The organism is Anaerotignum sp. (genome assembly GCF_031981185.1).
Taxonomy (GTDB): domain Bacteria; phylum Bacillota; class Clostridia; order Lachnospirales; family Anaerotignaceae; genus Chakrabartyella.
In genome coordinates, this window is record NZ_DALYUL010000010.1 from 1 (window position 1) to 23,210 (window position 23,210).

Annotated in this window: 19 protein-coding genes and 1 other annotated feature; of the genes, 8 read left to right on the top strand and 11 right to left on the bottom strand. The window is 37.3% G+C overall.

From position 1 onward, the window contains the following. The first annotated feature begins 337 nt into the window (after window positions 1-337). Both RTK36_RS07200 and RTK36_RS07205 read left to right on the top strand, forming a co-directional pair. A complete protein-coding gene (locus RTK36_RS07200) occupies window positions 338-1,060 on the top strand; it encodes a LytR/AlgR family response regulator transcription factor (protein ID WP_312045707.1) in 723 nt (240 codons plus the stop codon). 1 nt (window position 1,061) lies between these two features. Next, entirely contained in the window at window positions 1,062-2,333 is a 1,272-nt protein-coding gene (locus RTK36_RS07205) for a sensor histidine kinase (RefSeq protein ID WP_312045709.1), read from the top strand. Between the two features lie 278 nt (window positions 2,334-2,611). On the opposite strand, the gene RTK36_RS07210 is transcribed toward RTK36_RS07205, so the two are convergent. The 4 genes from RTK36_RS07210 to RTK36_RS07225 form a co-directional block, all read right to left on the bottom strand. Then, window positions 2,612-3,205, bottom strand: coding sequence for an accessory gene regulator ArgB-like protein (locus tag RTK36_RS07210; RefSeq protein WP_312045711.1), 594 nt, complete (start codon window positions 3,203-3,205; stop codon window positions 2,612-2,614). Between the two features lie 47 nt (window positions 3,206-3,252). After that, complete coding sequence (locus RTK36_RS07215) at window positions 3,253-3,408, bottom strand: cyclic lactone autoinducer peptide (RefSeq protein ID WP_082754245.1); 156 nt, start codon at window positions 3,406-3,408, stop codon at window positions 3,253-3,255. A 479-nt stretch (window positions 3,409-3,887) separates the two neighbouring features. Then, complete coding sequence (locus RTK36_RS07220) at window positions 3,888-6,440, bottom strand: EAL domain-containing protein (RefSeq protein ID WP_312045713.1); 2,553 nt, start codon at window positions 6,438-6,440, stop codon at window positions 3,888-3,890. A 7-nt stretch (window positions 6,441-6,447) separates the two neighbouring features. Continuing rightward, window positions 6,448-6,810 (bottom strand): Hpt domain-containing protein, encoded by a 363-nt coding sequence (locus RTK36_RS07225; protein WP_312045715.1) that lies wholly within the window; start codon window positions 6,808-6,810, stop codon window positions 6,448-6,450. A 616-nt stretch (window positions 6,811-7,426) separates the two neighbouring features. Here RTK36_RS07225 and RTK36_RS07230 point away from each other — a divergent pair. From RTK36_RS07230 to RTK36_RS07245, 4 genes are all read left to right on the top strand, one after another. Further along, window positions 7,427-7,579, top strand: coding sequence for a hypothetical protein (locus RTK36_RS07230; protein ID WP_312045717.1), 153 nt, complete (start codon window positions 7,427-7,429; stop codon window positions 7,577-7,579). Beyond that, entirely contained in the window at window positions 7,576-7,710 is a 135-nt protein-coding gene (locus RTK36_RS07235; RefSeq protein WP_312045719.1) for a hypothetical protein, read from the top strand. The genes RTK36_RS07230 and RTK36_RS07235 overlap by 4 nt, the downstream gene beginning before the upstream one ends. 338 nt (window positions 7,711-8,048) lie before the next feature. Beyond that, the gene (locus RTK36_RS07240) at window positions 8,049-8,795 is read left to right on the top strand and encodes an ABC transporter ATP-binding protein (RefSeq protein ID WP_312045721.1); all 747 of its coding nucleotides are present in this window, start codon (window positions 8,049-8,051) and stop codon (window positions 8,793-8,795) included. Then, the gene (locus tag RTK36_RS07245) at window positions 8,785-9,606 is read left to right on the top strand and encodes an ABC transporter permease (RefSeq protein WP_331654983.1); all 822 of its coding nucleotides are present in this window, start codon (window positions 8,785-8,787) and stop codon (window positions 9,604-9,606) included. The genes RTK36_RS07240 and RTK36_RS07245 overlap by 11 nt, the downstream gene beginning before the upstream one ends. Window positions 9,607-9,741: 135 nt before the next feature. Here RTK36_RS07245 and ligA read toward each other — a convergent pair whose 3' ends face one another. The 5 genes from ligA to glyA form a co-directional block, all read right to left on the bottom strand. Further along, a complete protein-coding gene (gene ligA / locus RTK36_RS07250) occupies window positions 9,742-11,709 on the bottom strand; it encodes an NAD-dependent DNA ligase LigA (protein WP_312045725.1) in 1,968 nt (655 codons plus the stop codon). Between the two features lie 21 nt (window positions 11,710-11,730). Then, a complete protein-coding gene (gene pcrA / locus RTK36_RS07255; RefSeq protein WP_312045727.1) occupies window positions 11,731-14,001 on the bottom strand; it encodes a DNA helicase PcrA in 2,271 nt (756 codons plus the stop codon). A 259-nt stretch (window positions 14,002-14,260) separates the two neighbouring features. Continuing rightward, entirely contained in the window at window positions 14,261-14,569 is a 309-nt protein-coding gene (locus RTK36_RS07260; RefSeq protein WP_312045729.1) for a YerC/YecD family TrpR-related protein, read from the bottom strand. Window positions 14,570-14,646: 77 nt separating this feature from the next. After that, window positions 14,647-15,384: a phosphatase gene (locus RTK36_RS07265; RefSeq protein ID WP_312045731.1), complete on the bottom strand. Its 738-nt coding sequence runs from the start codon at window positions 15,382-15,384 to the stop codon at window positions 14,647-14,649. Window positions 15,385-15,871: 487 nt separating this feature from the next. Continuing rightward, the gene (gene glyA / locus RTK36_RS07270) at window positions 15,872-17,113 is read right to left on the bottom strand and encodes a serine hydroxymethyltransferase (RefSeq protein ID WP_312045733.1); all 1,242 of its coding nucleotides are present in this window, start codon (window positions 17,111-17,113) and stop codon (window positions 15,872-15,874) included. Between the two features lie 360 nt (window positions 17,114-17,473). On the opposite strand from glyA, the gene RTK36_RS07275 reads away from it, so the two are divergent. Further along, entirely contained in the window at window positions 17,474-18,511 is a 1,038-nt protein-coding gene (locus RTK36_RS07275; protein ID WP_312045735.1) for a hypothetical protein, read from the top strand. A gap of 274 nt (window positions 18,512-18,785) precedes the next feature. On the opposite strand, the gene RTK36_RS07280 is transcribed toward RTK36_RS07275, so the two are convergent. Continuing rightward, window positions 18,786-21,419 carry a valine--tRNA ligase gene (locus RTK36_RS07280; protein WP_312045737.1) on the bottom strand — a complete coding sequence of 878 codons (2,634 nt, stop codon included), beginning with the start codon at window positions 21,417-21,419 and terminating at the stop codon, window positions 18,786-18,788. Between the two features lie 307 nt (window positions 21,420-21,726). Beyond that, window positions 21,727-21,947 (bottom strand) — a binding site (T-box leader). 238 nt (window positions 21,948-22,185) lie between these two features. Here RTK36_RS07280 and RTK36_RS07285 point away from each other — a divergent pair. Then, the gene (locus RTK36_RS07285) at window positions 22,186-23,013 is read left to right on the top strand and encodes a chemotaxis protein CheW (protein ID WP_312045740.1); all 828 of its coding nucleotides are present in this window, start codon (window positions 22,186-22,188) and stop codon (window positions 23,011-23,013) included. 75 nt (window positions 23,014-23,088) lie between these two features. Here the strand turns inward: RTK36_RS07285 and RTK36_RS16685 are convergent, their stop codons facing one another. Next, on the bottom strand, window positions 23,089-23,202 hold the full coding sequence (locus RTK36_RS16685; RefSeq protein ID WP_442871342.1) for an FtsW/RodA/SpoVE family cell cycle protein: 114 nt from the start codon (window positions 23,200-23,202) through the stop codon (window positions 23,089-23,091). Between the last annotated feature and the right edge of the window lie 8 nt (window positions 23,203-23,210).

Sequence of the window (23,210 nt, forward strand, 5' to 3'; positions counted from 1 at the left end):
TCCTTTGATATAAAAGGTTTTTTCACTTCATCACAGTATTATTTATACTGCGTTACAATAAGTTTTTCTTTAGCTTGAAAAAGCGTATGAACTGAGACTGATTTATGAGACTCAATTATATACGCTTTTTCCATCCTATATCGTTTTAGAATCGTTTCTCTTACGCGCGGTAAATATTTCAAAAAAAACTGATGTAATTAATTTCAAAGTTAGCATGAACTTAATTTCAACAACCTATTAATGATTAATGATGTTATTCAAAAAATAATTATCTGATTTCAAAATCATTAAAATTATGGTAGAATATTAATATTAAATTTTCAGATTTTTAGGTGGGATGGCTGAGATGTTTAAAATTGCTATTTGTGATGATAACAAATTATTATGTACTCAAATTGAAAAGCAAATTGATGAGTTTTTTTCAACAGAATTGATAAATTATGATATTGAAGTGTTTTTTACCGGAGAAGAAATACTGTCAAACTTAAGCGAAAAGGAAAAATATGACTTAATATTTCTAGATATTGAGTTAGATCGTATTAATGGCATTCATGTGGGACGTTATATTCGAGAAGAGTTGTTAGATGATAATACACAAATTGCTTTTATTTCTGCCAAATCATCTTACGCTTTAGATCTTTTTCAAGTGCGTCCTATTAACTTTTTGATAAAGCCCATTGCAAAGGATCAAATCTTCAAAATTATAGAAAAAACTTTAGAATTACAGGGCCGACAAACTAAATTCTTCTGTTACAAAAGTGAACGCACAGAAAAAAGAGTATCTTTCAAAGATATTCTTTATTTTAGTAGTGAAGGTAAAAAAATATTTTTACATATGAAAAATGGAAAGGACTACTTTTATGGAAAATTGGGTGACTTAACCGTACCATCGGAAGACTTTTTATGTATACACAAATCTTTTATTGTAAATAGGCATTGTGTAATTCAGTTTAGATTCGACAGGGTTTTATTGAGTAATTCCGAAGAATTACCTATCAGCCGCATTTATCGGAAAGAAGTAAGAAGACAATTAAATTTACTACAAAGAGAGGTCTTATAAAATGGCAATAATTTCTTATAACGAAGTAATTTACTTAATTTCTAATGCTTTTCGTATCTTTGCTATCAAACTATTCCTAGAGTTTTTCTTCTACAATAAAAATCTGAGATGGCAACCCTGGACTCAAACAGCAGTATTATTTCTTTATTTTATTATCAACAGTGGAGTTTATTTGTTTGCGCGAAATCCCGTTTTAACAATTGTTACCAATGCAGTCTTGTTTTTAGTGTTAACCCTCCCCTATAGGGCATCCATCGGCCGCAGATTATTTGCTACTTGCTCTATTTTTATGATTGGCGTAATATGCGAGGGTATCGTAGCAAGAACGGCAATCTTACTATATGGCTTATGTCCTAAAATTGAAATAATTACATACGTTGTGAGCAATTTTTTGTTATATTTTATTATTTTAATCATGAGGCGTTTCTTTATAGAACGAGAAGAAATATTTCTACCAAAATTACATTGGCTCTGTATCACTATTATACCATGTATATCGTCAATAGCTGATATTACGCTTATTTTAGGAGGATATGAACAATGGGTAAACGTTACCGTTATTTCATGCCTATTCATCATCAATATTGCTTTTTTCTATCTTTACGCACAAGTAGTGGAAAAATATGAAGTGGAAATGCAAAATCAATCCTTATCGCACCAAAATAAAGCTTACAATCAGCAACTTCTTGTGATACGTACTGCTGAAGATAACATGAAAAGATTGCAACATGATTTCAAGAATCATCTGATTGCATTAAAAGAACTGTCTTCAAATTGTAATACTGAAAACTTCAAAGAGTATTTTCGATCGATAGAAGAAAAAATTGATATGAAATCCGAATTTGTAATGACAGGTAATGAATCACTAGATGGTTTAATTAACTATAAGTTACAAACCTTATATGATTTAGGTATAAACGTAGAGTTAAATATTAATATTCCGCAAAATATAAATATTCATGCTTTTGATGAAATCGTTATATTAGGAAATTTACTTGATAATGCAATTAGAGCATTACAAGAACAGGAAAATGGTTTTTTCCGAATGGATTTTGTCTATGACAGAGGAACAATTTATTTACACACTAAAAACTCATTCATTGGGGAAATCAAAAAGAAAGGAAATACTTTTTTCAGCACAAAAAAAGATTCCAATGAACCCCATGGTATCGGTTTAAGCAATGTAAAAAGAATTGTTGAAAAATACAGTGGTGTTTTAACCATTCTCACAGAAGAAAACTTTTTTGATGTAGAAATAGTTATGTATGTATAAACATATGTAATTTATCCATCACAAAATAAAAATATAAAATACTAAAATTTTATATCCACTAATATTCATTCTTCATTTAACATGCCATTTTAGTTTTAGTTAGTTTCATATAAACTGGTACAGAACTAGCAATAGAGCTGTGCCAGTTTTTTAAGGCATGATTTTGTGGCATATTAAATATAAATTGGTTTTACCTGCTATACATACTACTATTAAGCAAACAACTATCCCCCGATGTGCCTGCTTTTACATCCATAATTATATTGCGGTCTCGTATCTTATTTATTACATCCCAATTCTTCAATGATCTCACAATGTGTTTTGTTTTTATAAATACCCATAAGTAAAATAAGCGAAAGAAAACATACTGAAACTTCTATTACTGTGGTGATAATGTTAAAGCCTAAAAAATATGTCAACGCAGCAATCCCTGTTAGAAGCAATAGTACTTTACGAACTTTTTTTTGATAATTTACTTGCTCCTTCTCCAGCAAAGGCTTATTCGCATCTGCCACCGGAGCAAATCTCCAAATAATTCCAAAAGAAACAAAATAACTCAAGAACTCCCATATACTTTCTTGTTGCTGCAAAAATTGAATTCCCAACAAAATAATTACTGTTGTAAAACTTGACATGATATAGCACCTAAGCTGTGTCTTAGCGTGATAACCTCCAGCAAAAATGCGTAGCGGAAGAAAGCAAATCAAGTAAATAACTATTTCAAGAAGCATGTTCAGGGCGACCCCAATGAGCAGAGCTGTACAAATATTCAACAGTAAAATCGCACCCTGGTAAACGCCGAATACATATATATCCTTATCGTCTTCCTGCAGTCCTTTTGATAGCTGCATTTGTTTCCAAATTCCATCCATCAGTTTCTCAGTCATGTGCAATCACCCCGAACAGTACACTATTAATTTTATTCTCTTCTCAACTTTTCACTCCCTTGAGGTAGTTTGGGTTGGTAATATTCAAACATACAGGTTGTATTAACCGATATTGTTGTAATCACCATAGCCAAAGAGGCAATCACCTTCCATAGTTCCGTACACACTTTATTTGTTCCTTTTTTCATAAAAAAAACACCCCATTTCTTTAAGAATAGTTGGAATAATTTGTACAAGAAAAGAATACCACTTTTTTAGCCCAAAATTGCGAAATGCCAAAATTTGCATTGTTTTTTACAAAATTGACCACTCAAAAAAAGTATAATTTCAGTTTCACTTCTTTTTTAGTAACTTTCAACGATTTTTTCTTCTCAATTTGGGGCGAAAAAACGATAAACCAATTATTCATTTATCTAATAAGTTTTTCCTCTTATTTAAAAAATCAGCAGAAAGTTATGGATTGAATTTCTTAGTTTTCACGCCACTAATTCTACTATATAATAATAAACAAAATAAAAGTCAGCACCTAATGGCGCTGACTTGATGAATATTTACCTAATTAAATAGTGTACTTTAAAAATCCTTATGTCTTCATGGATTGTTTAATACCTGCTACTAAAGAGCTAATACTTCATATTAACTTCCCTTTGCAATGAGACAAATAGTTTTAGCACATTTGTTTGTTTTCGTCACCTTTTTCAATAGTAGTACAGATGCAAATATGGTTTTTCTCTGTCTCAACGACACATCCAGTTATATTAACCCACTGATAATATCCATCTTTGCAAGCTTGTCGATAAACTCTCTTTCTCGCCCCATTACCAGCCTTTATTATTTGCTTCATATATTCCTTGGCCAGCACCTTATCATCAGGATGAATTGACAAAAGAAAATCATTTCCAAAAAGCCCCTGAAATTCTTTTTGTGTATAGCCAAACATTTCAGCTATCCTCACATTTGAATATAGAATTTTTATATTCTCAGAAAGTTCTAGCACCAAAAGTCCTTCATCCACATGATTCGTCAACGTCCTTAGGCAATGCACTAATTTTTCATTTTCTACGGTTTGCTCTTTATATTTGGTAATATTTTCGATGGTCACATAGAAAAAATGCTTGCTCATGCTATTCTTAAGGAGTCTCGCTCGAAGTTTGAACCAATTAACCTCCCTATCATGTAGATTGCATTTTCTCGTTACCTCACAACAAGTTTCTTTTCCCGTTTGAGTGGTTTCTCGTAACGTAGAGATAATCAGAGCTCTGTTCTCATCGTCGTAATGGCGAAAAATACCTTGTCCATCCTGGGCATATTCCGTTCTGGTTATCCCGATTTCCTTTAGGAATTGGTCATTAATTCTCAAGGCTAACAATACTTCATCTTTTTCGTCATATTCTACTACTGCTGCTCCACCGACAAAGCAATTAAACAGTAAAGTGGACTGGGATGTAAAACTTAACAAATCGATGGAACCTTGAAAGCTCTCTACATAATTTTTATCCAGTGTTGAAACTCTTTGCGAACCATCTAAAAGTTTCTCGAAATCCTCAACGGCCATTGGTCTTGAAAATAGGTAGCCCTGCATCAGCAAACAACCAATGCTTCTTAAAAATTCCGCCTGTTCCTTCGTTTCTACTCCCTCTGCTAACACAGGGAGCCTTAATGCCGTTGCCATACGAACAACTGCATTTAGAATATTTCCACTCCTTTCATCCTTATAATCTCCTCCTAAAAATCTCATGTCCAGTTTCAAGATATCTACCGGAACATTCTGAAGCATGTTTAAGGATGAATACCCACTTCCAAAATCGTCCATATGTACTTCTATACCATGGGTTCTTAAAAGATTAACTGTATTAACCAACTGCTCGGCATTTTGCGTATAGGCACTTTCCGTAATTTCTAGATGAAGCATTTCGTGACTTAAATCGTATTCCCTTAACAAAGAGAGAATATTCCCCACTAGGTGGGGATTATAAATATCTCTTCGGGATACATTTACGGAAATAGGAACCAGGCTGAGGCCTTTTCTTTGCCATTCCTTTAATTGAATACAAACCCGCTCCCACATATACTCGTCCAACCTAGAGATAAACCCATTCCTCTCAAACAGAGGAATAAACTTACTTGGCAAAATAGTGCCTTTCCTTGGATGCTGCCAGCGAACCAAAGCTTCTGCCCCAATCATTTTACCTGTTTCATAATTATATTGTGGCTGAAAATATGTAATAAACTGCTCATCTCGCAAAGCAAACTCCATTTCATTCACAATCTCTTGTTGTTCTAGTAGAGCCTCTCTCATAGAATCATCAAACCACGCATAGCGCTTTCCATAACTATCTTTGATTGATCGCAAGGCAAGCAAGGCTCTATCGCACATTAACGCAACATCCAGAGAAGGATCGTTAATCAAATAAAGTCCAACACGAGGGGTATACTCAAATTCAATTGTTTTTAGCTGGGTCATATAGTCATCAATGATTTGTGTGATTTCCTCAGGATCAAACCCTTCAGCCTCTTGGCAACATACAAAATGGTCTGCATCATATCGAGCATAGGTCTTGATCGAATCATTTTTTTCTTCATATTCGCGAAAAAAATCCCCGATTTTCTTCAAATAAGTATCTCCTACCTCAGTTCCAAACCAATCATTAAACACCTTGAAATTATCAATGTCCCAGCGAATTAATACAAACTTTTTATCTGGATTTTTTCTGAGCATTTTTGCTGTATATCGAAGGAATGCATTTTTATTAAATAAGCCAGATTTTTCATCAGTATCCATGAGTTTTAGCTCAAGTCTATAAGCTCGATTCTGCTCCGCAAGTTTTTCCCAATCCTTACGGGCCATGATATTTTTAATACGATGAAGGATAATGAGGGGGCTGAAAGGTTTGGCCATCACATCAGTAGCGCCGCAGGATAATGCTCGTATTTGAATGTCCTCTTCGTTATTGGCTGTAATCACAACCGTAGGAATGGTACGCAATAGTTCATCCTTCTGCATCTCTTCAAGCACACTAAACCCATCCATTAACGGCATCACAATATCCAATATTAACACAGCAACATCATTTAGTTGCCGCAACTTCTCCAAGGCTTCAACGCCGTTTACGGCCTCCTCTACATAATACTCTTCGCCAAATATTTTTTTAAGCAATAAGCGATTTGGCTCAGCATCGTCAGCAATTAGAATTGTCTTTTTACCACCATCTGCATCCATTGATTCATCATGCCTCCTTTGCGGCAGCAATGCCCTTCATTACAGCATAATATGCCTCTTCCATTCCACAAAATAGATCAAAAACTTTATCTTTTTCAGGAACCTCACATTTTCGCAGATACTCACTTAATACTGCTGTTGTTAGATATAAGGTGGTCATATCCGTATTACCCGCAACCCCTTTTAGCGTATGTATAAATTCATATAAGTTTTTATAATTTTCTGTTTCCAGTGCTGCTTTTCCCTTCTCGAATGTATCATCATTTAAAAAGGTAATTAATATGCTTTCATATAGCTGTCTATCACCAAGAAAGCGGGCAACACCTTTATCATAATCAATACCGGAGCTTTTTAGAATTTCACTGTCCATCTTTCATCCCCATCCCTTTATCCTCACTATAAAAGAAATTGATCCATTTATTAAAATAAGCCATTCCTCATATACAGGAAGTGTAACATTCTATATAATCCATTCTAACACAGGCTGGCTCTCATATAAGTCGCAATAATGTGTCATCCTTAACGTATTCTCAACTACTAGGGACTTAGATCTGGTATGAAGTATTTCACATTTGTACTTTGATTAATAAAGTAATTACTAGAAAATTGGTTCAATATATATGACGCCTCTTATCTTCGGTACACAGAGCTGTCATAAATCCCTTTGTATAAAGGCGTGCACGTTTTATAAAGTCTTAAACAAAATAACAAACACCTATGTGAAGCATAATTTATTCTAATTCATTAATTATACCAAATCCTCCAATTTTTTTCTACATATATGTAGCACCACAAAATAAAAAAGTATTCTTTGAAAAGTTATAAAACCATATTACAACCGACTGATGAAATGTTCCTATAGGCATCTATTGCAACTCTTATAATTCAATTTTTATACATTCACCAATTTGTCCCTTCCTTCATATTTTATAGAAAAGAGAACAACCATTTATTTCTCTGAAAAAAGAAAGGAGGATAAAAAATGATTGGACAAACATATAACAGATGTTATAGAGGTTGCTGTTGTAGAGGTTGCTGTCGCAGAGGCTGTCGGTGCTGCAGATGCAATCGTTGCTGTTGCAGATGGAATAGATTCTAAAACTTTTTATCAAACAGAAAGGAGAATATATCATGTATGATCAACGAAGATTTTATAACAGATGGTGCAGACATTGTTGTTATGGTTGCCATTGTTCCTGCAAATATTGGTGGTGGCAGCAATATTGGCGGAGACAAAGCAGGCCACGGAGAATGGAAACGGTTGTACTAGAGAATGATTATTGGGAAACGGAAGAGGATTAAAATTTCTTTGGAATATAGCCATATCCAGTAAATTTTAGTTAGGTATTATTTGCTGTTTTTAAAAATGAAGTTTTCTGTATTTCAGAATCTTCATTGTTTTTTCTTAAAAAGCCCGATTGCAACTGGAGTATCTCCTTGCAATACGGGCTTTACATTTTAAGATTATTTTTTATCATATTATGTTGGAGAAACAATTTCAATTCTAAAAAATGTATTTGCTTTTCTATATATTCTTTCAATAGGAAAAGCACCTTTTGTCCTGTAATTGATATAATGTGAGTATAAGTCAACAAGGAGGTCGTTTCCATGCGCCCTATCGTTTCTTTAGAAGATGTCAGCCTTCGCTATCATAGTGTGAATGGCGAAACATTGGCTGTTTCTAATTTAAGTCTCTCCGTTCAAGCTGGTGAATTTCTCAGTATTGTTGGACCCAGTGGATGCGGTAAATCCTCCCTGCTTTCCATGCTAGCAGGACTAATTACACCTTCCCACGGAAAAATTTCTGTAAACGGAGAAATCGGATATATGCTGCAAAAGGATTATCTTTTGGAATGGCGTACCATACGTAATAATGCTCTGTTGGGCTTGGAAATACAAAATAAGCTTACTCCCGAAAATATTGCTTTTGTCGAAGCATTGCTTGACCAATACGGCCTTTCTGATTTCAAAGAGCATTATCCCTATCAGCTTTCCGGAGGAATGCGACAACGGGTTGCCCTCATTCGTACATTGGCCATACGCCCTGATATACTGTTGCTGGATGAACCATTTTCTGCCTTAGATTATCAGACGCGTCTTTCCGTTTCCGACGAAATCGGGTCTATCATACGCAAAGAAGGAAAAACTGCAATTCTAGTCAGCCATGATATTTCAGAAGCAATCAGCCTTGCAGATAGAGTGGTAGTTCTTTCTTCTCGACCCGCACAAGTAAAAAGGATTTATGATATTCACCTGACTATTGATGAATATAGCCCCATAAAGGCCAGAGAAGCACCCGAGTTTCGAGAATATTTTAATGCAATTTGGAAGGAGTTAGATGTTCATGTGGCATAAGCAAAAGGTCGCAAAATTCATGTCAAAAGAGCAAGCAGCTTTTTTAGACCGCTTGCAGCGAAGAAAAAATGCTGTGCATGGCATTCAATGGATACTCCTGATTGGTTTTTTACTTCTGTGGGAAATTGCAGCTCGTGTTGGCTGGATTGATCCGTTCATTTTTAGTCAGCCAAGCAGAATGCTATCAGCCGGAATACAAATGGGAAAAGATGGCACATTATGGACTCACATTGGAACAACCCTTTGGGAAACTGTGGCCGGATTTGTTCTTGGAACACTCCTCGGTACTTTAACGGCCATTTTATTATGGTGGAATCGTTTTATTTCAGATATTGCAGAGCCTTATTTAGTAGTACTAAATTCTTTACCCAAAACTGCTCTTGCTCCAATTATTATCGTTTGGTTAGGAAACAATCAAACCTCTATTATAGCCGTTGCTTTGTTAACTTCAGTGATTGTTACAGTAATGAGCGTTTTGAACGGTTTTTTACAGGTGGATACAGAAAAAATAAAACTGATTCAAATTTTTGGCGGAACAAAAGCACAGGTGCTAAAAAAAGTGGTTTTTCCAGCGAACATCCCCTGTATTCTAAACGCCCTGAAAATTAACGTAGGTCTCTCTTTTGTGGGCGTTATTGTAGGGGAATTTTTGGTTGCCCAATCTGGGTTGGGATTCTTAATTGTATATGGAAGTCAGATATTCAAATTAGACTGGGTAATGCTCAGCGTTATTATACTTGCTATCCTAGCCGCCCTAATGTATGAAGGTATTGCTTTACTTGAAAAAAAGTGTTTAAAATGGCAGCAATAAGAAAATCTCCTTTGACTGTAACTACAGTCAAAGGAGATTTTCTTGACATATATAAAATATCAGCAATTTAAATTATCACTATCCATCGCTATAATTTAATTTAATTTAAGTTAGACAGCTCTGCTAATTTTCAATTTATTGGGATTCTTCCGGTTTAATTCCAAATTTGACTATAAAATCATTCTCACTGATAATGGGAATTCCCAATTCTTTCGCCTTTTCATTTTTTGAAGATGGAGAAAACATGTCATTATTAATTAAATAATTGGTTTTCTTTGTAACACTGCCTGTTACTTTCCCTCCCAGCAACTCAATTGCCTCTGCAAGAGTCTTTCGGTTTGAAAACCTTTCTAAATCTCCTGTTACCACAAAGGTTAACCCTTTTACAAGGGAACCTTCGCTTTTTACTTCCACCGGAACCTTAATTTCCAAATATTTCAATGCTCTATTTATCAGATATTTATGTTCTTCTTCTTCAAAATAATGATGAATACTATGGGCAATTACAGTTCCGAATCCATCAATTCCAATTAACTCATCTTCCGACGCATGGATAATTCTATCTAAATCATAATTAAATTTACTACATAAAAGCTTGGCATTGCGCAAGCCCACCTGATCAATGCCTAATGCATAAATAAAATTAGGAAGTTCCACCTGTTTTGCCTTCTCAATGGACTTAATCAAATTCCCATAGGATTTCTCCCCAAATCCGTCCATTTTTTTAATTTGTTCTTCATGTTCTTCCAAGCAGAAAATATCAGGATATTGCTGAATAAAGCCCATCTCAATAAACTTCTTTATGGTCTCCTCTGAAAATCCTTCCATATTCATAGCATCTCTGGACACAAAATGGGTAAGTCTCTGAATTCTCTGGGCAGAGCACTCGGGGTTTGTACAGTATAAAGCCTCCCCGTCCCTTTGTTTCTTAATCAGCGTCTCGCCACCGCACACAAAGCACTGCTTTGGAATTTCAACTGAGTCAGAGCACGTCAAATTTTCTGCAATTTGGGGAATAATCATATTTGCTTTGTAAACTTTGATACTATCTCCAATACCCAGCTTGAGTTCTCGCAAAATACTTACGTTATGCACACTGGCCCTGCTAACTCGAGATCCCTCCAATTCCACAGGGTCGAAAATAGCAATAGGGTTCATCAATCCAGTTCTTGAGGTATTCCATTCAATTTCCCGCAAAGTTGTCTCTGCCATTTCATCCGCCCACTTAAAGGCAATGGAATCTTTGGGGAATTTCGCTGTTCTGCCAAGATTTTCACTATATGCAATACTATCGAAGGTTAAAACAAGACCATCTGATGCAATGTCATTCTCTTTAACGTGGGCACGAAACCACTCAACTTCCTGCTCCACAGTTTCAGCTGTCACCATCCTGTGGTCAACCACATCAAAACCAAGACCCGCTAGCCAATGTAAATTTTCAGCCTTACTATCGGACAATATCCTACCTTCGGCGCTTACTAATGTAAACGCAAAAAATTGCACTCTTCTTTTCGCAGCAATTTCGCTATTTAGCTGACGGACCGTACCACTGCAAAGATTTCTTGGATTCTTATATTTCTCTTCTTCCTGAGATCCTTCGTTAATGCGATGAAACTCTGTATACGATATTACACCTTCACCACGGAGAACCAAGCTTCCTTTAAAACTAATTTGCAATGGTAAATTTGCAAAGACTCTTGCATTATGGGTAACATCCTCGCCTATTTCCCCATTCCCCCGGGTTATTGCCTGCTGAAGTGTTCCATTTTCGTATGTTAGTACGATGGTTAAACCATCCAGCTTCCAAGAAAGAATTCCAGCTTCTCCGCCTAAAAAACTTTTTAATTTAAGTGGTTCTTTTGTTTTATCTAAAGATAATATGGGGCTGTCATGCTTCACCTTTTGCAAATTACTCAATACTGTATAACCAACCCTTTGAGTAGGGCTATTCGCTAGTATGATTCCACTTTCCTTTTCCAAACGCTCCAGTTCATCATACAAACGATCATACTCCTGATTAGACATTATTTCTTCATCCTTTTGATAGTACGCTTCAGCAGCCTTATTCAAAAGAGAAACCAATTTCTTAATCTGGTTTACCATTCAGCCTCAACTCCTAAATCTTTATTCAGTTACTTTAATCAGTTTTGATAATTTGGCCATAAACTTCTTTGTTCCCTTTTCGCCAAAGGATACCTCAACTTCATAATCTGCGCCACCATTCTGAATAGATTTTACCACGCCGATGCCATACTTTGGAGCACGCACCTTATCGCCTTCTTTATAGCTCAATTCAAAATCCTTAGGGGCAGGCATTCTCTTGTTCTCCGCGGAAGGAGAAATGAAAGATGCAGGTATTCCTGTTCCTCTTCCACCAACACGCTGCTGCTTTAAAGATGTGATGGGTGAAAGCTTCATACTGTTTTTCATAGCATACTTTTTCGCCATTTCAGAAATTTCCCGTGTAGGCATATCCACTAGCTCCTGGGGGATTTCCTTTAAGAAACGTGATGGGGGATTGTATTGTGTAATCCCATGCTGCATGCGGCTTTTTGCATGGGTAAGAAACAATTCTTCTCTTGCACGGGTAATGCCCACATAGCAAAGGCGTCTTTCTTCCTCAACATCCTTTTCTCCTCCATACATCACTGCGCGGAAAGAGGGGAACATGCCTTCTTCCATACCAATCATAAATACATAGGGAAATTCCAAGCCCTTAGCGCTATGTAATGTCATAAGCACAGCGGCATCCTCCCCTGGCTGATAGCTGTCAATATCCGCCACTAAGGAAACCTCTTCTAAAAAGCCCATCAATCCCCCTTCTGGGTTATTTTTATCGTATTCTACTGCTTTATTCACAAATTCATCTATATTTTGCAACCGTGAAAGCGCCTCTTCTGTACCTTCTGTCATTAACAGTTGGAAATATCCTGAGCGTTTCACTACTGTATCAATCAATTCTGATGCAGAAAGATCAGCTGCGTCCTTTTGCAGACTAATAATAATTTCAAGAAAATCACGGAATTTTGAAGCTCTAGTTTTCAATTCTGTTATCTCGTCTAGCCTCAACAACGCATCAAACAAAGATATTTGATTTGCTTCAGCAAATGCTGCAACCTTATCTATAGAAGCCTCACCAATCCCTCTTTTGGGAACGTTGATAATGCGGCGCAGAGCGATGGTATCCACAGGATTAGCCAATACCTTTAAGTAAGAAAGAATATCTCGCACTTCCTTACGCTCGTAAAAGCGAACCCCCCCAAATAAACGATATGGTATACCCTTTTTCACAAACTGATCTTCCACCGCACGTGACTGGGCGTTGGTGCGATATAACACAGCCATATCCTTAAACTCTCTGCCACTGCTTACGATTTCTTGAATCTGTTCAGCAACGAAGCGTGCCTCGGCATATTCATTTTCCCCTTTATAGATATGAAGAATATTTCCGCCGTCATTTTCTGTCCAAAGAGATTTATCTTTTCTTGTCTGATTATTCTGAATAACGGAATTTGCTGCCTCCAGAATTTTTTGCGTAGAACGGTAGTTTTGTTCTAGCTTTATCACTACGGTGTCAGGGAAATCCTTTTCAAACTCCAATATATTTCGAATATTGGCTCCACGCCAACCATAGATACTTTGGTCATCATCCCCTACAACGCAGAGATTTTTATATTTAGATGCCAACATACAAACCAATTCATACTGAGAGGTGTTTGTATCCTGATACTCATCCACCATAATATATCGGAATCTATCCTGATATTTCTCCAAAACTTCAGGATGATTTCTAAATAATAAAACAGTTTTATAAATTAAATCATCAAAATCCAAAGCGTTGTTTTCTTTTAAACGTTTTTGATAAGTACGATAAACCACAGAGATACGACTTGCTTTTTCGTCTCCTTGTTCGGCGTTTTTCGTATAATCCTCCCATGAAACCATTTCCTCTTTCAGGTTGCTGATGATAGACATAGCACCCCGCACAGAGAAAGATTTATTCATGGTATCAAAGCCTAGTTGCTTAAAAACCTCACGCATCAGTTTTTCCTGATCATCAGCATCATAAATGGAAAATTGCCCTTCATAATCCAAAAGATGAATTTCTCGGCGCAAAATGCGAACGCAAGTGGAATGGAACGTACTGATCCAGATATCCTCTGCCCCATTAGGTACCAGCTTTAGCACACGCTCTCTCATTTCTTTTGCGGCTTTATTTGTAAAGGTAATGGCAAGGATATTCCAAGGTTTCACTCCCGTTTCCAGCAAATGGGCAATACGAACGGTTAACGCTCCGGTTTTTCCACTGCCTGCCCCGGCCAAAACCAAAACGGGACCATCCTTTTGTAAAACAGCCTTTTGCTGCATCGTGTTGAGCTGCTCAAACCCTATCATATTATTCTCCTCTTCCTAAATAAACTCCATAGTATACTCTTTCAATTTTTGTAAGATATAATTAAAAAAACAGATGAAATTTACGAAATGATCTGTTGGGGGAGTCCCACCCAAAAGTCTTGTATCATTATCACCTGAATCAGCATTTATAAAAGCCTTTAAAAAGCGCCAAGAAAGGCTGATATCGATGAAGTTCGGATTCGTTTCCCACTGCTTCGTCAATAATCAGCCCCACGCTTTATTCATACATTCATAAAACTTAATTTTCTTCCGTCTGCTCCAATGCTTTCACGCGATCTATCGCCAACTTATATCCATCTGTCCCATAATGAAGACAGCGATTTACTCTGCTGATCGTCGCTGTTGAAGCACCGGTTTTCTCTGCGATCTCTACATAGGTACATTTTGCATCCAGCATAGCTGCAACTTCCATACGCTGGGCAATGGCCTGAATCTCATTCACCGTACAAAGATCCTCAAAAAGCTGATAGCATTCTTCAATTGTATTCATGCACAAAATACATTGAAATAGCTTATCTGTAAGTTCTGTTTTAATTTTTTTATTCATCTGCCAAGGCCACCTCTTTTGCACTATAATCCTTTTTATATTAACATACTAAAGTGCTAAAGTAAAGGGGTTTCCTTCTATTTTTTCTGCCTTTTATTGCGCTTTATTGTATACAAAAGCTTCTGCGGGTCTGTATTTAAAACCAATTCTTCGGGAAAGCCGATTTTTTCTAACAGGCGTTCTACATAATATATATCACCTATTCCTGTATAGAAATGGGCATCGCTTCCCACTACAATAGGCACATCTTCTGCCATGGCTCTACGCAATAACTTTTCAATATTCTCATCGCTTCCAGAGCGGATACCTCCCGGTACCAAGGACGCATTATTGATTTCAAGTAAAGTACCTGTCCGTTTTGCCACATTAAAAATTTCATCATAATCCAAAGGATATCTTGGATCACCCGGATGTCCTAATATATCAACAAAAGAATTTTCCATTGCACGGATGCAAGCATTTGTGTTTTCTTTCATGGTTCCCGGTGCAATACAAGGAATATGTAGGCTTGCAATGGAAAGATCAAGACCGGAAAGGGTTCGCTCATCCATATCAACGCTCCCCTCAAAATCCAGAATATTGAGCTCCACTCCTTTTAGTACCCGAACGCCAAAAAGCTCATCGGGAATTACATGGAGATTTGCAAAATAAGCATGGGATGTGGTATTTTGCATTGCAGGCGCATGCTCCGTCAAAGCAATTAGCTTAAGCCCCTTTTCTGCCGCAGCCCGAACATTTTCCTGAATGGTACTATAGGCATGTCCGCTGGCCAGACTATGGGTATGGGTATCTGCTAATATTTTCATTTTTTTCATCTCACCTCCAATGCAAAAAATTTTCGTTTCTTATTCTCAATAGGAATCCTATAAAAGCATCCTTCGATAATCATTAGATACCGTCGTAAAAGACACATTGATTTTTATGTTCCTGAAAACAATGGTTCTCATCATTTTGGAGTGCCTTACCACTTAAGTCTAAAGTATAGCATAAAATCGATAGAAAAGCAAAATTCGTATGAAATTTCTTCTGGCTTAAATGTCACTTTATGTATTTATCTCTACCCATAACATTTTAGCAAAGCTCACGTGATGCTTTAAAAGCTCCTTTGTATGGTCATTTTTTGAAGCAAAAACCCCCTCACCAACCTAGGCAAGGGGACTATTTTGTGAAAGAGATTTATACGAGCCGAAAATTTCTTACTTCACCAAGTAATAATTTTTTCATCTAAAAAACACAACACAACAGCTAACATCTGCACCCTGTGGAAAAATCCGTATGGATGTAGATGGCATCAGCGCTGATTTAATCCTCATAAATAGGATATCTGTCTGTTAACGCTTTTACACGTTTTTTGGCTTCATCCTTATTGTTCTCAAAGTCCTTCAAAACTAGGGCAATTACTGCTGCAATTTCCTTCATATCATCTTCCACCATGCCTCTTGAGGTAATAGCAGGAGTACCAATACGAATGCCACTGGTTACAAATGGAGACTGAGGATCATTGGGAATGGTGTTTTTATTAACTGTAATGCCAACCTCATCCAATTTCTTCTCAGCTTCCTTGCCTGTAATATTCAAGGAGCGTAAATCAGCCAGCATTAAGTGGTTATCCGTGCCGCCGGAAACGATATCTACTCCATTTGCTTGTAAGCTTTCTGCCAAAACTTTTGCATTTTTTACAACCTGACCAATATACTCCTTAAAAGATGGGTCCAGCGCTTCCTTAAAGCATACTGCTTTAGAAGCAATGGTGTGCATCAAAGGGCCGCCCTGGATACCAGGGAAAATGGACTTGTCAATCTTTTGCGCATATTCCTCTTTGCACATAATCATGCCTCCACGAGGACCACGCAGGGTTTTATGGGTTGTGGTTGTAACAAAATCAGCATGGGGCACAGGCGAAGGATGGAAGCCTGCTGCCACAAGTCCGGCGATATGTGCAATATCTACCATTAGATATGCTCCCACTTCCTTTGCCACTTTGCCCATAAACTCAAAATCAATGGTTCTTGCATATGCACTGGCACCGGCAACAATCATTTTAGGTTTAACCTCTAAAGCCTTATTGCGAAATGCTTCATAATCAATAAATCCGTTATCATCCACACCATAGGCAACAAAATTGAAATACTTACCAGAAAGGTTCACGGGGCTACCATGGGTTAAATGACCGCCATGATCCAAATTCATGCCCATTACAGTATCACCATATTGTAACATTGCAAAATAAACAGCTTGATTTGCCTGAGAACCACTGTGTGGTTGTACATTCACGTGATCGCAGCCAAATAGTTCTTTTGCCCGATCTCTAGCCAGATTTTCAACAATATCAACCTTTTCACAACCACCATAATAACGCTTAGCAGGATAACCTTCGGCATATTTATTCGTCAGGGGCGTACCCATTGACAGCATAACCGCCTTGGAAACAATATTTTCCGATGCAATTAACTCAATATTATGCTGCTGACGTACAAGTTCGGCCTCAATTGCCTGTGCAACCTCAGCATCTACACTTTTTATTTCTTCAAAATTCAAACCCATTTTTTCATCCTCCATTTCCTTTTATAAGGTGTTTTTTTGTTTCTCAAATAATCTCTCGTCCTGGCTGTTTCACACAAGTTCTCTATTCTTTTCAACTAAAATATATTCCCTTATTCTGAAGAAACAATTAGGCATCTTCTGTAAAGGACTATAACCAGAGTATAACATTTTAGCCACAAAAAAGTACTTGGCAAAATAGATAAAAAAAATTTTACTTAAGTTAAAATTAAGGTTAAATCTTCTAACCGCCGCAAAAGAAAAGCTAAAATACTGCAAATATATTTACTTTACTCTTATCACCCATTTTCTCGCTTTACATACTATATATAAGAACATATACAACTCAAAGGAGGCAATCTTATGGGAGCTTTTGAATTTGATAACAATACAGATCTCAGTAGTAGAAGCTGTGGATGTGGATGTGGCTCCAACGCTGGAACTGGCGAAGTATGTATCATCGCACAAAAAATCTTCGACCAATGCCGTATTCAAAAATGTTTAACCCCCGATATTTTGGGGCCTGCTAGAGCTGCAAGGAATAGCGGTCCTTGTGGTAACGAAATGATTTGCGAGGGTGATATCATCGTTCCCCCTTGCAACGCAACGGATGTTATCATCAAACATTTTGAATTGAAAAAAATTGAAATTATCCGCAAGAGCCCTAGCTCTTTGCAAACTGGTTGCTGGGATATTGAACTAAAGTATGTTTTTGAATATACTTTAGAATTCCGTCGTGCTGATGGTTGCTTTATCGGACGCATTGATGCAACAAGCAGCTACACCCTGAAAACAACATTATTTGGTTCTACCGAGGCTGAAACAACAACAGTAAACGAAATGTTTAATTGCTGCTTTAGCGGCATCGGCGGTCCTTATGTTGTAGCAGAAGGCAAAGCTATCGCTTTGGATGCTGAATTGAAGTATGCTAGTCCTAGTAACAACAACTGCTGCTGCTGTTGCTGTAGTTGCATTTGCGGCTGTGAAAGCGGATGTGGCTGTGACAACGGTAGTAACAACAATGGATGCAACAACGGATGCAACGATTACTGTGATCCTCAAACAGCTCCGGTAGCTGTAAATGTCACAATCGGTTTGTTCACAATTATCAAACTGTATCGCCCTGTAAACATGGTAGTTCAGTCCTTAGGCACATGCTTGCCTGAAAGCTGCGTATCACCTTTGCAGAACGGTGATCCTTGTTCAAACTTTAATGCAATGAGTTTCCCTTGGGATGCGTTTGTACCTTCCCAAGAACCTAAATCCTGTTGTTCATATACACCAGGCTACAGTTCCCCAAACTGCGATGTCGTTGACAGTAACAATACCGTAAATAACTGCAACAATAACTGTAACTGCAACAATAACTGTAATTGCAACAACAGATGCAACTGCAAATAATACTGTAGTTCCACATCATTCCCCCGGCCATCGCCGGGGGTTTTTTAAATACTTTAATTTTTGGTGAATTTTTAAAAATTTAACTAAATTAGGAAAAGAGGTTAGTATATTTATCCAATTGATATGCAAAGGGAAAAACGACAATTTGCCATGATTACTTTTATAATTAATCACTCAGAAAACCCAAATTTCTACTTTAATATAAAAAGGACTGAGTTCTAAGTGAGCCCAGTCCAATTATCATTTTAATTTCAAAAATCGCAATATTTTTATTTTATTTCTTCATCTGGGCCAAGCGCTCTTCAATCTGTGCTAACATTGCTTTGTATTTTTCGCCCTTCGCCTTTTCCTCATCAATCAAAGACTTCGGTGCTTTTGCCACAAAACCTTGATTTGCCAGCTTCTTTTCCACACGTTGAATTTCTCCCAACATCTTATCGCGCTCTTTTTCTAATCGCTCTATTTCCTTGGAAATATCAACCAATTCTGCCAGAGGCATATAAATTGTTGCATTGGAAATTACCACTGATACCGCATCTTCATCAATGCCTTCTCGGGAATTTTGAACCATAACCTCACTGGCATATGCCAAAGTTTTAAAGAATACTTTTGCATGCTCAAAAATATGGCTGATTTCTTCATTTTCAGTAACAACATATACCTGAACCTTCTTGGAAGGGGCTACGTTCATTTCACCTCGAATATTACGGATATTACGAACGGCTTCTTTGATGGTATCAATTTCCATCTCATTTTCCTTGTAATTCCACTCTTCCTTGTATACAGGCCAGTCGGAAATCATAATACTTTCTTCTTTATCCTGAATGTGTAAAAACAGTTCTTCTGTGATGAAAGGCATAAATGGATGCAACAGCTTCAGCGCATTGATCAAAACTGTTTTCAGCGTCCAAAGAGCAGCCTCTCTGGTATGGTCCTCCTTATTGTACAAACGAGGTTTAACCATTTCAATATACCAGTCGCAATATTCGTCCCAAAGGAAATCATAAACTTTCTGGGCTGCCAGAGCTAATTCATAATGTTCCATGTTATCTGCAACTTCTTTCGCCAAAGTATTTACCTTTGAAAGAATCCACTTATCCGCAGATGTCAACATGAGCAGTTTTGTTTCTACTTTTTCGTCTAAATTCATCATTACGAAACGCGTTGCATTCCAAATTTTATTACTAAAGTTTCTACAATTGTCTAGTCTTTCCCAATAGAAACGCATGTCATTTCCTGGTGCGTTGCCAGTAATGAGCATCAAACGAAGAGGGTCAGCACCGTAGTTTGCAATAACCTCCAGGGGGTCAATGCCATTACCCAGAGACTTGGAGAACTTACGTCCTTGATCATCACGAATCAGTCCATGAATTAATACATCGTGGAATGGAATTTCACCAATTTGTTCCATACCGCTAAATACCATTCTTACTACCCAGAAGAAGATAATATCATATCCTGTAATCAAAGTGCTTGTAGGATAGAAATGCTTCATCTCTTCGGTGTTTTCAGGCCAGCCTAAGGTTGAAAAAGGCCATAATGCAGAGCTGAACCATGTATCCAGCGTATCTTCATCCTGTCTAATGTTTGTTGATCCACACTTTTCACATTTATCCGGTGTATGCTTGTCAACAGTGATATGTCCGCAGTCTGCACAATAGTATGCAGGGATGCGGTGTCCCCACCAAAGCTGGCGAGAGATACACCAGTCACGGATATTTTCCAGCCAATGCATATAAACCTTACCAAAACGATCTGGCACAAAGCGCAGCTTCTGGTTTTCATATACTTCCATTGCAGGTTTTGCCATTTCTTCCATTTTAACAAACCACTGCAATTTAATCATTGGCTCAATAGGAACATTACAGCGTTCATGACAACCTACAGCATGGGTAATGTCTTCAATACGAACCAAATAACCCTCTTCCTTCAGCTTAGCCACAATTGCTTCTCTGCACGCATAACGATCCATGCCTGCATATTCGCCCGCCAAATCGTTCATTGTGCCATCATCATTCATAACACTGATACGAGGCAAATCATGTCTTAGACCAACTTCAAAGTCGTTAGGGTCATGGGCAGGTGTAATTTTTACAACACCTGTACCAAATTCACGATCAACATAGTCATCGGCAATAATAGGGATCTCCTTATTTAACAAAGGTAAAATACAGTTCTTACCAATTAAGTGCTGATATCTTTCATCCTCAGGGTGAACTGCAACAGCAGTATCTCCCAGCATTGTTTCCGGTCTGGTTGTTGCCAATCTCAACTTTTCATCAGAACCAACAATGGGGTAGTCAATATGATAAAAATGGCCTGCTGAATCAACATGATTTACCTCGGCATCAGAAATTGTGGTCTGACACTCAGGGCACCAGTTAATGATTTTTTCACCACGATAGATATAGCCCTTTTCATATAATCGGCAGAATACTTCCAAAACGGCGTCAGAACATCCTTCATCCATAGTAAAGCGAACTCTATCCCAATCGCAGGAACATCCTAATTTACGAAGCTGGTTCAAAATAATACCGCCATATTCTTCTTTCCATTCCCATGCACGATCCAAGAAACCTTCACGGCCAACATCGTCCTTTGTCAAGCCTTCGGAAGCCATCTTTTGAACAACCTTTAACTCCGTAGAAATGCTGGCATGATCAATACCTGGTACCCATAATGCATTAAAGCCCGCCATTCTCTTCCAACGAATCAGAATGTCTTGCATGGTATTATCCAGGGCATGACCCATATGCAGCTGTCCTGTTATATTTGGGGGTGGCATAACAATACAGAAGGGCTTTTTACTTTTATCAACCTCTGTATGAAAATATTTCTTTTCCATCCATCTTTCATAGAGCTTTTCTTCAACAATTGATGGATCATAACTTTTAGCCAATTCCTTCATAATACTCTCCTCCTAATAATTTCCTAAAATATTTCTCTTCATCAAACAATGCAGTTTGTTTTTCTCTTTAAGATTAAAATTACCTATAAAAGATGCACCTATGTTTGTTATAACCATGTCTTGGTACTTTTATAAAAAGGATTCTATATAAAAGTTGAATACTATATTATATAGGCAATGCATTTCATGAAAAATCAATGAAATATTTCTCCAGAAGCATTTTTTCACATCCTTACAGCGATTATTCTACCTTTCATGGATTTACAAAACATATACTTAAAAAAATCATAAAAAAAGCTTCCATCCTAAAAAGGACGAAAGCTCGCGGTACCACCTTAATTTCTGCCAAAGGGCAGACACTCAATAACCGATAACGGGGTAAACCGTTTTTGCCTACGCAGAATTGATCCTTCAGCAAAACAACTCAAAAGCTACCTTCTGTATCCTATTTTGAAAAGGGCTTACAGCCGATGACCCTTTCTCTCTGACAATTATGCGATACATACTCCTCTTTTTCACTGTCTTTTGCAGTTTCTATATCACAAGATTTTAGTCAATTCCTTTAAATTTGTCAAGCATCTTTTAATCAAAACACCCATAAATCATAATTATTTTAAATGGAATTGATTTTTCTTTTTCGAATCATCCTTTTTACGAAAACAGTATACAATTCAAGGGTCTCTTTTCAGATGTATTACAGTTGAAAAATGGTAAAACTTGTTGTATGATGAATATAATATAGATACATAGAAAGGAGTGATCCTACATGCTGAACCAAAATGATGAATTAATAGAAGATAAATCGAACCTATGGCTTAGCTTAAAACTTGAATCACAATTATATGCCATTGATAGTTCTTATGTTGAGTCCATCTCTGTATTAGAAGAACCAGTTAGCGTCTTGCCTGAAAGCAGTACGATAAAACCTGGTATTATCCATTCAAGGGGAAACGTAGTACCAATTATCAATTTGAGACCCGCATTAGGTTTAAAAACTCTTGATCAGGAACAAGATGACTTTGATGCAATGTTAGAACAAAGAAAAAATGACCATATTCGTTGGGTGAAGGAAATGGAACGATGCCTTCTGGAGGAAGATACCTTTCGGTTAGCCACCGATCCTCATAAATGCGCATTTGGAAAATGGTATGATACCTATCAGACCAATAACCATGCCATTGCGTTTCACTTAAATAAAATTGATGAGCCCCATAAAAAACTCCATGAAACAGCTCATTTGGCTTTTGAATGCCCTCGTCAATGTGATGATTGTGAAAGAGAGAAATGCCTGCGCGATCAGCTTAAGCAAGATGCGCACACCTACAAAGATATTGTTGTAAAGCTTTTGGACGAAACAAAAAAAATATTCCGTGAAAACACCAAGACCATGTGTGTCACTGTAAGGGATCAGCAGGGCTCTTTATTGGGGCTACTTGTTGATGAAGTATTAGCAGTGGAGACAATAACAATGAAAGATTTGCCCCCCAGCTGTTTGAATGTCTCGGGCCCTCAGCTACTTTCCCATATTGGGGAAAAACAAGGCTCCGACGCCACATTTCTTGTACTTAATATGGGCGGTATTTTTAGCCTTTAGTATTACATATGATCCTTTGGTATACAAAACATAAAAAACAGCACAATCCTTTTTGGATTTAGTGCTGTTTTCTTTTTAGTCCTTTTGATATCTTGAAATGTTCAAAAGCAAACCGATCATAATTGTCAAAAACAATAGAGATGTACCGCCATAGCTGATAAAGGGCAACGGCTGCCCTGTATTTGGTATCGTATTTG